Raw genomic sequence first — 14,311 nt, 5'->3', positions numbered from 1 at the left:
TGTGCGCTGACGACAGCATTCTTGGCAATTCGCGTTTTACGCATAATTTATGGTGTTTTTATGAGGGCACTTCCTTACATCATCGCTCTACTCTTCATAACCACCCAATGTTATGGCAAACAGATCGTCATCGGATATTCAGACCTAGAATTTCCGCCTTATATAGTCGGAGCCGCTGGCAGCGTTAACGCTAAGTCACCAGGCGTAACGGTTGAAACGTTGCGATTAGTCTCTCGTGAAATAGGGGTGGATATCGTTTTTAAAAGAGCCCCCTGGAGCCGAATTTTAAAAATGGCAAAGCACAACAGAGTCGATGCCATCTTCCATGCCAGCTTTAGTACCGCACGAACAGAGTTTTTAGAATACCCTATGAAAGATGGTTACGTTGATAAACTTAAGTATCTAAAAAGACAACGTTATTTCTTATATAAGCCAAAAGGCGCAACCATATACAGCAAAGGCGGCAAGCTCTATCAAGCCGACGGTAAGATAGGAGCAACAACAAATTACTCTATCATCGCTAAGCTTGAAAAACAGGGCATTGCAGTTAAGGAAGCGACAAGTGCTTACAAAGGGTTAGAACTGTTGAGCAAAGGAAGAATTAATGGGTGGGTAGGGCTGGAATCCATTACTGATAAGATAATTAACGACAATAGTTCGATTACTGGCATTATCAAAGAAAAGCTCCCGCTCAGTGATCAATATTCCTATCTCGCTTTTTCAAAGGACTTTTATTCTGCTCATCCTGATCTGGCTCAAGCGTTATGGGCAAGAATAGAAGCCTTCACAACATCAAAACGCTATTTTGAGCTCTTTGATAAATATCAGTAAATATAGCGTCATGCCTACTCGCAGATGATAGCCACTGCACTGACAAAGCTTGTGTACCATTCGCTTATCGCATGTCTCCAAACCCGCTCCTGGTCTGACCAAAAAATAAAAGAGTGAAACCATAAAGTGGTATGAGATAGCAACGTGATTATTCAAGCAACGACATATTTATATCTTACTCTTTTGATTGACAAAAGCCGCTTATCAAACCATGAGTTTCTAATTATCTGAGCCCAACATTGCTTACTTGTAAGAAATTACTTACGCACGTACAGGCTTGTCAGGAAAAATTACGTGGGTTACTTTTTAGCCAAACCCGCATGTTCAATTTTAGGTTTAGCAGCCAAATTCAAGTCATACGGCTTTTGGTAAGAAGCATCGCTTTAAACTATGTATGTTCTCTAGATTTACTGTATGAGGTATCGCATGCCACTATTCTTCAAACGAAAAAAATACGAAGACCGAAACAAACTTATGGTCGAGTCACATGTGGTGGAAAATTTAACGACCAAATATTTTGCTCGAAGACTCGAATGCAAAAGTCAGATGGCAGGCTGTTGTTTGTACAAAGGGATTGTCTACAGAGCAGACTCTGGATTCGCTCAGAATGGTATGGAGTATTTCTTTAATCAAGGTTTTCGTCAGCGAGATGTTGCTATTGAATGGGATACATTTACGGGAAGAAAAGCTCGGGGACACACAGGAAGTGTCGGTATATCAACGACCTACAACTACACCTTCGCGGAAGAGTGGAGAGCTGAAGACATTTACATTATCGACTTGTCTAACCACCCAATGGCTTTGGATGTCAACTATAGTGCCAAGCGCAAACTGGACGATATGTATCAAGTGGATGCCTACCAATGCGAAATCAATGTCGCCAATAGTATCCATCCTGAAATGATATTCGGGCACTACAACAGCGTCACTAAAGTGCTGACAAAAAACCCCGCATATGAAGGGATGATCGTTCTCTGATCATCCTATATTCGTACGATTAAAGTACGTAACGCGAACTCCCTCTTTGTTATCCCAGTATTGATAACTGAGTCCCCTAGTACGCTCTACATTTTTGAATGGAGGCTTCCATGCAAGTCAAACTACTTAAGCGTCTCATCAAAGACAAAATCTTTGGCAATACTTCTGATACAGCACGGGGGGTACAGGTCGCTCAGATGGCCGATGCTCGAATGGGTGCAATGTATATGCTTGCGAGTACGAAAATCACTAAGGTTGCAAAAATTTCGAACGCACACTTTTTCAGTGCGTTTGTTGTTGGGACTGAGCCGTTTAGCGACTTCAAAACCGCTGCTATGGGCTTGCTCAGCAATACAGAAGCCGCAACCAAACTGAAGAACAGCAAAGCCGCGAAAACTATTTCTAAAGCAGCTTCAAAAGTCGCGGAAGTAACGACTGCGATGAAAGACGGCATAAAAGATTTACTTTCTGATTTCTTTCGTACCTTGCTTAACAAAGTTCGGGATGTTTATGGTGATTTAGCGCATGGACTAGAATGGTTGGCTGAGGTGGGCTCTTGGCTCACAAGTAAATACGCAGGTAATTTAGCGACTCTAATTCCGGTTTGGAGTCACTTCAGAAATGCGTCGAGCTTATACTCTGCCGTTAAAAAATCCATTTTAAAATCTAAAGATCTTATCACGCAAATTTACAAAGGCCGTGGTGTTGAATAGCTAGGAGGGCATCCGAGTATCATTTCCAAAGCGTTGGCTCGTCATTCTGCGATGGGTGTGCTGGGGGGGCTCAAGAGTGTTGCACTAAGCGTCGCTGGAATAGCAGGAGCAACCGCCGCTGGCATTGGTTCTATCATTAGCCTTATCGTCAGTATTCTAGAACGTGTTATTAAACTTGTAGACTTCTTTGTCCAACGAAGCTTACTCGACAAAGTGCTAAAACGTGCAAAGAAAGAATGGCATAACCGCACTGCTAACGGCAGCTTAGTCAGTGATCATAAGATGTTTTCTGAGTGGTTCCAAAGTGCGGTGGTGACCACCCCTATCGTGGCTGCGCTCGTGATGGGCAGTGGCTTTGTCGGGCATCCCATGAAGTTTGCGCAATTGTTAACGCCTAAGTTAGATGCCGTATCTCAGGGCGAATATGATAAAGCCGTGGTTTACATCGATAAACTTAAATCCCTCTCTACTAAATACGTTCAAGAGTACGTCGGTAGTTACAAGATTGATTTCTCCAGCACCGATGGCGTCATTAACGCCCGACTTAATGAACTCAAGAACGGTAAAGGCCTATTAGATGGACACGAATTCGCAGTGAAACCTGCCGCGGTGAAACCGACAGTAGCGTCTCGCAGTTCACTGGCGAAAAGCAACCTCTCGCTATCGCAGCTTGCATCCTTACATGGTATGCCACCATTGGATGTCTAAAAAACAAAGGGCTCCAGATGGAGCCCTTTCACTTACGATGTTGTGTTTTTTTATTAGTCTAATCTTAGTGTCACGCCAGAGTAGCTAGAGTAACCTCTTAGCATCACGTGATAAGTTGTACCTGGTGTTGCTGATAGGCTGCACTGTTCAGTGTTACCGTAACGGTAAGGGCGGCAGTCGTAGCTGCTAGTAGTTGGTTTGCTACCCGCTTTTACGTACAGATCCGCATCTCCAGTGCCGCCGGAGATAGAAACTGCAACGCTAGACGCTGAATCAACAGTGAACGTGTAGAAAGTTTCGGAAGAGCGTGCACCCGCTAGGTCAGTCACTGGCGTACCTTTTACCAGTACATCGCCGGTTGGTGGAGGCGTTGTACCACAAGACGCGTTTACACCTACTGTAGTGAATGCATCTTCAACATCCGATACGTTGTAACCCATATCAGCTGCTGCTTTTGCTACGCCACAAGCACCTGCGCCAAACGTGCTGTTTGCCGTCCAGTAAAGTTGGTTCGCCAACGTAAAGATTTCAAAACCTTTACGTACATCCCAACCCGCTTTGTTAGCCAGCAAGTAGAAGGCACGGTTGTACACACCACTTGAGTAGTGAACGTTCAGGCCATCGTAGTATTGAGAAGCATGGTCGATAGAGCGGCCATCTTTTGATGGAAGATCGAAGTAACGTAGGCCACCTTCAGACTTAAAGATGTCAGCACCAACAACCCAGTCAACAGAACCTTTCATGTAGAATTCCGCTGCTTCACCCGCAATATCAGAGAAGGCTTCGTTCATACCACCTGACATGTTGGAATACACCAACCCTGAGTTTTGCTCGGTAAAACCGTGGCTCACTTCGTGCGCACTCACGTTAATGTCAACCAATGGATAGAATGTGTTCTGACCATCACCAAATGTCATTGATGAACCGTTCCAGAACGCGTTTTCATAGTTGTTGCCGTAGTGAACACGCATGGTTAGCTGGAAGGTTAACGGTGAAGTATTCATCCAGTCTTGGTACATATCAAAAACAACTTTACCAAAGTAATGTGCATCGTTCAGAGGCGAATAAGCGCCATTCACATACTTGTGGTCGTTGAAATTGGTATCGTCATTACACGGATAGCTGAATGCTGTGCTACCTGAAGTACCACCATTCAAATCCACGGTTTTCACCGCTGAGTTGTTCATCGTACAGGTTGTGCCTGATTTATCGACGATAAATCCCGGATAGTCCGTACCGAAGTTGTATTGACCTGTCTTTTGGTTACCACCAGGGCCTGTACCTGTCGCTTGAGCGTGGTTTATGCCTTCCCAATGTTTCAGCACTTCACCTGTTGTAGCATCAACCAAGTAGAATGGGCGTCTTGGTACCTTTGCCGCAACAAAAAAGTCTACCATGTAAACGACTTTTGCAGTTTGAGAGTCATCAAGCCACACCATCAACTTTGATTGGGAGTTTTCGAACGGAGCATCAGAAGCCCCAAGGGAGTGCTTCTTAAATGCATTTTTCGCTGCTGCGATCGCTTGTTTCTCATCCAGAGTGGGAGCAACTGTTGCCAAGTCACCACTGATTCCCTGTGCCATGACACCGTATACTTCATTCTGGCTGCTTTTGGTCTGAGTGGCGACTACAGAGGTGTTAAACACCGGTAGGCCCATGTGTGTCTGTTGATAACGAACTTTGACTTTACCATTAGGTAAAACGACTCGTTTCACTTCAGCGAAGCCGGTTTCCAACGGAACTACGCTGTTTGACTGAGCTTTTAGTGCTTGTTGTAGTAATGCATCGTTTTCAACTTTAACCATCTCTGCGGCTGTAACTGGTAGGCTAACTCCTAATCCAGCAGCAATCAGCCAAAGCATTTGACGTTGTTTCATTTTACTTTCCTGTTATTGGTATAAAATCCTTCTCCCCAACGACTCAATAGGAAGTGTCTCTGCGATAAATCGCACCAATAACATGAGCGATAGCTGCACAATCAAGCAAGTTACATACGAAATTATAATTCTTACAGTGGAAACAAAAAACTACACGAATTACTCATTAAATTTTGAATGCGAGAAAATTTGATCAAGAAGTGATCAACAAAACAATCAGATAGCGACAAATGATAATTTTATGCCACTAAAAACGGACACATTTCTATCATTAGTGACACGTGATATTCAGTCACATTTTTTCTTTTTATTTCATTAATTTACAGAACATCAGATATAATAAAAGCCCCACACAATGTGGAGCTTTTAATGACAGAATCAATTGTAGTTAGATTAGCGACTTAGTGTGTAGCAGCACTCAAGGTCATAGTCGTCACCATTTTTCGCCGTGTACTCTTTTGCTTCAGTACATGCACGTGGTTTGCCTTTCTCATCCCCTTTCACCAAGCTGATCCAATGGCGCATCGCAGAAATTTCACTGCTTTCCTGAGGGAACATAGTGCAGGTCTCTAGTTGGATGTCATCAATTTCAACCAACTCTACACAGCCTGTGCCTTTATGATTGCCGAATGTCAGTTCAACATGGCTTCCTGTGCCATCTCTAAACAAGATAGATTCAGGATCTTCTTTCTCGCCCGTGTAAGCAACAAAGTGTTTAGAGTGCTTCAAACCGCTGTGACTACCATCTTTGAAATAAGCCATTACATGGCGATAGTCGATAACATATGCGGTAACGTCTTTGTGTGATCCACTCTCAAGTGGAAATAGACGATCTAGCAATTGTTTTGCTTTTACTTGCTTCTCGGTGGCTTGATTTGAATTCATCTTTTCTACCGCGAAGACTGCTTCAGCGATAAATGGCTTGTCTTGTTTTTGGATTTCTGTTTTATCGAAAGTAAGCATATTCATAGTGTTTCCCTCGCGGATATTTCACAACTTTTCTGTCCTAGAGCAAATATTTCAAACTTGCGTTTAACTGATTGCAGATTTGTGACTTTGCTTACTTTGTATACTAGTGAAATTTTGACTACAATTTCACAACAAAAATTTTACAATGTGAATTTTACAAAATGATGCTGTCAAAAAGTCTAATTCGTCAGTCCCACTTTTTAGGGACCAAGATTCGAAACCTACGTAAACGCAACCATTTAACCATGGAAGATCTGTCGGCTCGCTGTATACGGGTTAACCCGGAATACGCCCCTTCTGTCTCCTATCTATCAATGATTGAGCGTGGGAAGCGTGTCCCTAGTATTGATATGTTGGAGGTCATCGCTGAAGTCTTCCAAAAAGATCCGACCTGGTTTCTGGATGATGAACCTGAACAGGCCGACATCACACCTGATAAAGGTAATAGAGGTGGCATTAGTGGAATGGCACTTGAGCCAAGCTTCCTCTTCTCTAATGAGATTTTACAAATTGCTATTCCAGAAATGCTCTCTCAAACCGGTATTACCGGGCGCCAGTTTGCTCACTTATTGATCCGTGCCCATCAGGAGAGCAACCAAAACCACTTTCCTGATCTAGAACGAGCTGCAGAAGAAGTCGGATTAAAACGCCTTAATTTGTCTGCTGAAGATCTGATGGATATTGCTCGTAGTATGGGGCTAACCATCCGCTGGGTGTCGCGTCCACCACAAGATATTGTCGATGAACTTGGAGTTAGCGCAAAGCAGGTCGTCACCTCTTTCTTTGAACCGCCTGGTTTTATCTATTTAAACGAGATTCTGAAACAATACCCGACTCGCCTGAAGTACGATTTGGCGGTCTACATCGGCCATTGTGTTCTGCATAGTAAAGAGGGATTAAAGAGCGTCTTGTCTGTTGGTCACGCCAATAGCTGGGAAGAACACAACCAAGCCGCACCAACCTCAGACCTGAACTCTCAGGATATTTTACAAGCATGGCGTGATTTTGAATCGAGCTTTTTTGCTGGTGCTCTGTTATGTCCTAAGGTGCCTTTCCGCCAGTTGCTCGACCGTAGCGGCTATGAGATTGATGTGCACCTCAAAGCAGGGGTCTCCCCTTCTGTAGCAATGCGCCGAATGACGGTGGTATCACCTTATCCACACTGGCATTATTTTGATGCCTATGGCCAGAACAAGCTGAAAGCGGTTTATCGTGGTAATGGCATCCCGCTTCCTTGGGGAAACATGCGCAAGGTTAACGACCCTTGTCAGCACTGGGCGGTATTCAGAAGACTTTCTGAGCCTCAAAACGGCAGCTCAGCGCAAATCTCAATTCTCAATGTTGGTGACGAGCCAAGAATCTACTGTTGTGAATCAGTCAACATGACGGACCCTGCGGGCAACAATCGGGTTCTCTGCGCAGGCATCGATTTGAACCCAGCGATCGATGCCCAAGGTGGTGACTCACGCAGTATCGCCGAAGAGCTGAAGTCATTGTGTGTTGATAACGGAGGCAGTGCTTCAATTCCTCGTCATATCCAAAGAGAGTTCACCACGATTGCCAAGATTCTCAATATTAACTGGATTGAGCGAGGTATTCAGACCGACGCAAGGGTGATCTGCTCCAGAGGCGCCGTGTGCCCTCGAAAACCAAGCTGCTATAACGGATGTCAGGAAAATGTACTGATGTGAGTTGTAAGGGCCTAAAAAGAAAAAAAGCCAATCACAATAATCGTGATTGGCTATATATGAATGTGAACAAAAATAAGGTTCACTAACAACGTCAGTTGGCTAGGTGACCCTCGGCTTAATAAGGGTCATTACTACTAAAGCATGAAGCGTGCCAACTTTAATTATCAATAAAAACCATTGTTTTTGTTCACTTCTGCATCAGATGCATGAAAACCATACGCATAATCCATTTCTAAATTGCATTCAGTTGCAAAATGCAAACTTCAAATAAGTGCATTTTGCGAATTACAGGCTTTCTCCTAGTTCGATTCGATACCCCAAATCAATACTCGCTTCCCAGCCTTCGACACCTTTAAGGCGTTGAATTAACTGCTGCGCAGCGACTTGACCGATCTCTTCACGTGGTGTAATCACTGTCGCTAGTTTTGGCGTCATTGCCTGACTGATGTCATGACCATGAAATCCAACAATCGCCATTTGCTCTGGGATCTTTATTCCACGTCTCTGACATTCAAACAAAGCACCAATAGCCAAATCGTCATTGGTACAAAAAATACCGTCTACCTCAGGGTGCTTTTGCAAAAGCTCACCCAATAGTTTAGCGCCCAAGGTAAAAGACGAAGCTTCCTCCGTCTGGAGGGTAACAGGGGCTTTACCCTGCTCTTCAAGTGCCAACTGATAACCGTCCATCTTTAATCGAGTCCGTTCATCCATCCGCGCAGCAAAATACGCAATGTTCTCTCTTCCTTGCGCTAGCATAGCTTTGGTCATGTCCCGAGCCGCAAGCCTATTGTCAAACCCAACCGCCTGTTCAATACGAGGCGAGAAGGAATCCATGATTTCCACCACAGGGATTGATGCGGTTTCCAGCATCTTACGCGCCTTGTCAGTATGAACATTCTCAGAGAGGATAATGGCATCAACGTTATACGACAGCAGAGAAGCAATGCTCTTTTCTTCAAGCTCTTCACTGTAGCCGTAGTGTGCGATCATCGTTTGGTAACCTGCTGGTGTTGTCACCGATTCAATACCACGTATCACTTCAGCAAAAACCTGGTTGGTTAATGAAGGAACCAGCACACCGATAGCATTCGATTTCGCATTGGACAGAATATCTGGTGCACGGTTAGGAATGTATCCCAGCTCTTCCACCGCCTGATTAACCTTTTCCTGTATTGCTTGAGAGACAAGCGAAGGGTCGCGTAGACAACGACTCACCGTCATTTTTGTCACCCCAACTTTATCAGCAATATCTTGCAAAGTAGGGCGTTTTTTCTTATTGGCCATTGATGATGTTTCTTTCTGCTCTTAATGTTACTGGTAACATTTTACTCATAAAACAAAACGAATTTGTTGGTGTAGATAACAAAAAAGCGCTCGCTTTGCAGCGAACGCTCTGTTTTTACACCGTGAGTTGCGTTTTGTTTGGCTCACTCCAGGTTAAATGAAACTTCTCATCTTCTGGTTTATCCACTCTAGAATAAGTATGCGCTCCAAAGTAATCTCGCTGAGCCTGAAGCAAATTCGCTGGCAGAACACCGCGACGGAGAGAGTCGAAATAACTCAGTGCAGAAGAGATAGCCGGTACTGGAACGCCATGAATAGCCGCATTAGACACACTGCTTCGCCAACCACACGATCTCAGCGCGATTTGCTCAATAAAAACATCAGCGAATAGAAGATGCTCCAACTCAGGTTCGTCTTGATAGGCCTTGGCGATGTCCTGTAAAAAGATGGCGCGGATGATACACCCTGCTCGCCAAATTTTAGCGATATCACCAAAATCTAGATTCCAGCCTTCTTCAACAGAAGTGGTCTTCAGCAGGTCAAAACCCTGTGCGTATACCACGAGTTTGGCGCAGTATAATGCATCATGCAGCTCATCAAGCATAGCTTGTTTGTCAAAACCACCGGCAGGTTTGGTGTGCGTTTTCAGCACTTTTTCCGCATTCACTCTTAGTTGCTTTTGTGCACTTTGTGCTCGGGAAAATACCGCTTGAGCAATGGTGGGCGCAGGAGCGCCCATTTGTAGGCTGTTCACCGCCGTCCATAACCCAGTGCCCTTCTGACCGGCTTTATCAAACACCACATCAACAAACGGTTGTCCTGTTATCGGGTCTTCGGTCTGCAATATCTCTGCGCTGATTTCCATCAAATAGCTATTGAGGACACCCTTGTTCCAACTTGAAAATACTGCACTGATTTCTCTAGCCGACATATCAAGAACATCGGACATGAAATGAAACGCTTCGCAGATAAGCTGCATATCAGCGTATTCGATACCATTGTGAACCATTTTAACGTAGTGCCCAGCTCCCGCAGGCCCTAGGTATGCAGCACATGGATCACCTTGCTCAAATTGCCCGACTGGCAGACCTTTTTCATCCACTTTAGCGGCAATCGCTTCCCACATCGGACGAACATATTCCCAAGCAGCAGGGTCGCCACTGGCCATGAGAGCTGGCCCTGTTCGCGCTCCGACTTCACCACCAGAAACGGCAGTACTAAAGAAACGCAATTTACCTTGGTAGTGAGCTTCTCGGCGCTCAGAGTCCGTCCAAAGGCTGTTACCAGTATCAATCACAATATCTTCGCTATCGATACCAGCGATGAGTAGATCATCAATCACTTTATCAACAATCTCTCCGGCTGGAACAGACAAGGCAATCACACGCGGTTTTTCCAAAGTCTTCAGTAACTCAGAGAGATTGGTCGCCGCAACAAATTGACCTTTGTTGGCCATGCACGAAACTAAAGTCGCTTCGGAAGCCGTTCGCTGAAGGTTAGCTTCATCAATATCAAACCCGGTGACATTAAAACCATGGTCAAGTAGATTCAACGCAAGGCTTTTACCCATCACACCAAGGCCAATCATCGCAATGTTTGACTGGCTCATAGCGCCTGCTCCTTCAACGCAATAAGCGCTGATTCCACTACGGTGTCGACATCCGACGCAATATCGATAAACAACGCTTCATCGATGCTTGGTTCAACTAAGGCTTCAAACTGACTTTTGAGCATCGCTTCGCCATTAAAATAATGGTTAGCACGTTGCTTGTGTCGAGACCAAATAGTATCGAAGTCTCCTTTCAAATAGACGATAGCCAATTGCTGATTGTTACGACGAAGGATGTCTCTGTACGCTGGTTTGAGTGCAGAGCAGGCAATCACCGCCGCATCATTCTCAACGTAAATTCGGTTTAGCGTTTCTAGCCAGCCGAGACGGTCGCAATCATCTAATGGGATTCCTTGTGCCATTTTTTCCACATTGGCTTGTGGATGGTAATCATCGCCATCATAAAAAGGCAGAGACAACTTATCGGCAAGCTCTTTACCAATCAGGCTTTTACCACAACCTGAAACGCCCATTACTAATATTTTTTTTACTTTCATTGGGTAATACTATCCTTAGCCTTCCAGTTATCAGAAGGCTGTGAATACCAATTTCAATACGTTACTAATTCAAAATGCTTTGTGGTTATTTCCACCACATCGCGAGATCCGGGAACATGATCACTAGGCTCAATACGAAGATTTGCAGGCCAATAAATGGCAATAGTGAGCTGAAGATTTCCCCTAAGCTGATGTCTTTTGGTGCGACGGACTTAAGATAGAATGCTGCTGGCCCAAACGGTGGTGACAAGAATGAAACCTGCATATTGAGACAGAACACTACACCAAACCAAACTGGGTCATAACCTAAGCTGGTAATAATCGGCACAAAAATCGGCATCGTCAGCAGTGCAACGCCCACCCAGTCAAGGAACATACCAAGAACCAGTAAAACCACCATCATGATCAACAGTGTCGCGAGAGGGCTACCGCCACTGAGGCCAAGAATGACTTCTTCAACGAAGTCGATACCGCCCATTAAGTTGTAGATTCCAACTAATGCGCTCGCACCAATACCAATCCACATGATCATGCCGCAAGTGCGCATGGTCGCGATGGCACTTTCTTTGAGCATATTGATACTCATTTCGCCGCGAATGATTGCTGAGATCATAATACCCACAACGCCCAGTGCAGAAGCTTCGGTTACAGAGGCGACACCGGTGTAAATGCTCCCAAGGACAACCGCGACAGACAACAGTGGGAAAAACAGAGCCTTGAAGTAACTAACTTGTCTTTCATCTTCTTCATCACCATCACTGGGAATCGGTGCTAATGAAGGATTGAGCTTACAACGAATTAATACATAAGCGATGTAACAGCCAGCGAGAATGAATGCAGGCAAGAACGAAGCCTTGAACAAATCACCAATTGATACGCTCGCCGTCATACCATAGATAATCAGAACAATACTTGGTGGTAGCATGGTGCCCAATGCACCGCCTGCACAGGTGGTACCAATCGCTAACTTTCGATCGTAACCAAGACGTAGCATCTGCGGTAAAGCAAGAATACCAAGCAGGACCGTTTCGCCACCAATCACGCCGGACATAGATGCTAGAAGAACCGCCACCAGCAAGGTTTGTACAGCCACACCACCGCGTACTTTGCGGCCAACTGATTTCATCGCGTCAAACAAGTCTCTGGCAATACCCGAACGATCAAGCAGCGCCGCCATGAGAACAAACATAGGCACAGCAAGGAAGACATAGCCTGAAGCAAAACTGTAAGTGCGGCTTGCGATTAAGGGCAAGGCATCTGGTCCGAACCAGCAAAGAGTGAAGAAAATGGCGACAAAGCCCGTGACAAAAGCCAACTGCATGCCGGTGAGCAGCAAGGCAATCATCATTACCAGCATGAGCACACTACTCCATGCAATGCCAATAGAAGATAAATCAAACATCGTTATTCTTCCTTAGCCCCATAATTTCCTGAATGAGGTGTAAGACAAACTGGATAACAAGAATACAAAGGACGACAAAAATCAGGCCCTTAAGTAGCGCTGGGTAAGGTGCATTCAGCACAGAGCCGGACGTCTCAAGGCGAAGCTCACCCCACGGGGCATACCAAGACTCTTTCGCCATCGCAAAAGACGCGTAAGCCAGCATGCCAGCAAATGCCAGACCCACTAGGTGGTGAACAATATTGAGGTATTTACGAGTCTGTTCAGACACAGAATCGTAAATTAATACCACTCGCACATGCTTATTCGCAGCAAAGGCATAGATGCCCCCAACAATAAACAGTGAACCACCAATGAAAGACGCCGTTTCGTGAACCCACGTCGTTGGCGCGTTAAAGGCATAACGCATCAGAACTTCATAAAACGAGATAAATACAGTGAAGATGAATAACCAGCTGAGCAAATTACTGATTTTTATAATGGCTCTATCGAGAAAGTTTCTCGGTTGCTCATCCTGCTGCTGAGGTGGATGTGGGGCGTTGTCATTCATACCAATCAATTCCAAAAAAGAAGGAGGGCAACGCCCTCCTGAGAGAAGCTAGAACACATGTTCAGCTTAAAGAAGGCCGTTTTCTTCTAGGAAACCTGTTACTGAGTCATACACTTTTTTCGCGTTTGGTGAGCGTTCAGCAAACACTTTCCATTGAGACTTAGCAATTTCACGGAATTTCTTACGCTCTTCGTCAGACCAATTATGGATAGTGATGGATGGGTTCGCTTGCGCTTCTTTCACCGCCGCCTGATCTGCCATTTTCAGTTGCGTTGTCATGTCATAAGAAAAGTCACGGACTGAGGTTTGAAGAATTGTTTGCAAGTCTTCAGGCATCTTGTCCCATTTCTTCTGAGAGACAGAAATATCGATCAGTGGTAAGGAGTGGAAACCCGGTTGAACAGGATGCGTAGCAATGTCGTTCATGCCCGCTTTTTGGTTGGTTGAAAATACCGTATAGTCTGCTGCATCAATAACCCCTTTACTCAAGCCAGTGAAGACTTCAGAGCCAGGCAGGTTGACAGGCGTCGCACCGGCAGCAGCAAACACTTGCTGAACCAAACCTTCTGGCGCACGTAATTTCAAACCTTTCAAATCATCGACACCGTTGAGCGGCTTTTTAGAGATGAAGGATTCAACGCCCGTTGTTGAAGCACCAACAAACTTCACACCATATGGCGCGTAAAGCTCAGTCATCAGTTCATTACCACCACCGTAGTTCATGTACTGCAGTAGCTGAGTCGTATCCGACCACGCACCAACCATGTTACCAATTAGACCAAAAGCAGGATCCTTACCCGAGAAGTAACCAGTTGCAGTCACTTGTCCATCTAGGATACCCATTTTGATCGCGCCTAAAGTCTCAGTGTGTTTCACCACTGCCCCTACCGGTAGAAGGTCGATGTCAATTCGGCCATTCGACATTTTCTCTACGCGCTCTGCCCATTTTTGTTGAACTTTAAAGTTCAAGTCGCCAGATGGGTCAGAAGACTGAATCTTCAGTTTGAAGTCAGCGGCCAAGGCCGAAGTCGCAAAAAGTCCTGTCAACGTGGCAGCAAGCAAAGGTTTTGTCATCGCTTTCATAGTAGGGGTGTCCTTAGATTGTTTCATGTACTCCAATGCAGCCTAGTTTAGCTGCCCGGGATGAGACCGGATTATTATTTTATGTTACCGGTAACTTTGATATAAATGTTACCGGT

General features: G+C 45.0%; 13 protein-coding genes. 5 read left to right on the top strand and 8 right to left on the bottom strand.

Annotated features, from left to right (window positions below; all coding sequences use genetic code 11):
* Positions 1–60: 60 nt before the first annotated feature.
* The 4 genes from F0265_RS10835 (at position 61) to F0265_RS24625 (ending at position 3,230) form a co-directional block, all read left to right on the top strand.
* Positions 61–831 carry a transporter substrate-binding domain-containing protein gene (locus tag F0265_RS10835; RefSeq protein WP_171748889.1) on the top strand — a complete coding sequence of 257 codons (771 nt, stop codon included), beginning with the start codon at positions 61–63 and terminating at the stop codon, positions 829–831.
* A 426-nt stretch (positions 832–1,257) separates the two neighbouring features.
* Positions 1,258–1,809 carry a hypothetical protein gene (locus F0265_RS10830; RefSeq protein ID WP_038158325.1) on the top strand — a complete coding sequence of 184 codons (552 nt, stop codon included), beginning with the start codon at positions 1,258–1,260 and terminating at the stop codon, positions 1,807–1,809.
* A gap of 110 nt (positions 1,810–1,919) precedes the next feature.
* Positions 1,920–2,522 (top strand): hypothetical protein, encoded by a 603-nt coding sequence (locus tag F0265_RS24630; protein WP_253809424.1) that lies wholly within the window; start codon positions 1,920–1,922, stop codon positions 2,520–2,522.
* Positions 2,523–2,555: 33 nt separating this feature from the next.
* A complete protein-coding gene (locus F0265_RS24625) occupies positions 2,556–3,230 on the top strand; it encodes a hypothetical protein (protein ID WP_253809422.1) in 675 nt (224 codons plus the stop codon).
* Positions 3,231–3,283: 53 nt separating this feature from the next.
* Here the strand turns inward: F0265_RS24625 and F0265_RS10820 are convergent, their stop codons facing one another.
* Positions 3,284–5,107 (bottom strand): M4 family metallopeptidase, encoded by a 1,824-nt coding sequence (locus F0265_RS10820; RefSeq protein ID WP_171748888.1) that lies wholly within the window; start codon positions 5,105–5,107, stop codon positions 3,284–3,286.
* 393 nt (positions 5,108–5,500) lie between these two features.
* A complete protein-coding gene (locus F0265_RS10815; protein WP_171748887.1) occupies positions 5,501–6,076 on the bottom strand; it encodes a hypothetical protein in 576 nt (191 codons plus the stop codon).
* Between the two features lie 161 nt (positions 6,077–6,237).
* Here F0265_RS10815 and F0265_RS10810 point away from each other — a divergent pair, with 161 nt between their 5' ends.
* Entirely contained in the window at positions 6,238–7,767 is a 1,530-nt protein-coding gene (locus F0265_RS10810) for a DUF3612 domain-containing protein (RefSeq protein ID WP_038158333.1), read from the top strand.
* A 285-nt stretch (positions 7,768–8,052) separates the two neighbouring features.
* Here F0265_RS10810 and gntR read toward each other — a convergent pair whose 3' ends face one another.
* The 6 genes from gntR to F0265_RS10780 all read right to left on the bottom strand — a co-directional run bounded on the left by gntR (position 8,053) and on the right by F0265_RS10780 (position 14,195).
* Positions 8,053–9,054 (bottom strand): gluconate operon transcriptional repressor GntR, encoded by a 1,002-nt coding sequence (gntR, locus tag F0265_RS10805; RefSeq protein ID WP_171748886.1) that lies wholly within the window; start codon positions 9,052–9,054, stop codon positions 8,053–8,055.
* A 115-nt stretch (positions 9,055–9,169) separates the two neighbouring features.
* On the bottom strand, positions 9,170–10,663 hold the full coding sequence (gene gndA, locus F0265_RS10800) for an NADP-dependent phosphogluconate dehydrogenase (RefSeq protein ID WP_171748885.1): 1,494 nt from the start codon (positions 10,661–10,663) through the stop codon (positions 9,170–9,172).
* On the bottom strand, positions 10,660–11,160 hold the full coding sequence (locus F0265_RS10795; protein WP_171748884.1) for a gluconokinase: 501 nt from the start codon (positions 11,158–11,160) through the stop codon (positions 10,660–10,662). The genes gndA and F0265_RS10795 overlap by 4 nt, the downstream gene beginning before the upstream one ends.
* An 85-nt stretch (positions 11,161–11,245) precedes the next feature.
* Positions 11,246–12,562: a TRAP transporter large permease subunit gene (locus F0265_RS10790; protein ID WP_171748883.1), complete on the bottom strand. Its 1,317-nt coding sequence runs from the start codon at positions 12,560–12,562 to the stop codon at positions 11,246–11,248.
* Positions 12,555–13,112: a TRAP transporter small permease subunit gene (locus F0265_RS10785; RefSeq protein WP_171748882.1), complete on the bottom strand. Its 558-nt coding sequence runs from the start codon at positions 13,110–13,112 to the stop codon at positions 12,555–12,557. The genes F0265_RS10790 and F0265_RS10785 overlap by 8 nt, the downstream gene beginning before the upstream one ends.
* 66 nt (positions 13,113–13,178) lie before the next feature.
* Positions 13,179–14,195, bottom strand: coding sequence for a TRAP transporter substrate-binding protein (locus F0265_RS10780; protein WP_006960566.1), 1,017 nt, complete (start codon positions 14,193–14,195; stop codon positions 13,179–13,181).
* Positions 14,196–14,311 lie beyond the last annotated feature (116 nt).

Source organism: Vibrio sp. RE88 (assembly GCF_013113835.1).
Taxonomy (GTDB): Bacteria; Pseudomonadota; Gammaproteobacteria; order Enterobacterales; family Vibrionaceae; genus Vibrio.
Note: the sequence above shows the minus strand (reverse complement) of the source record. Positions and strands in the feature narration are given on the sequence as shown.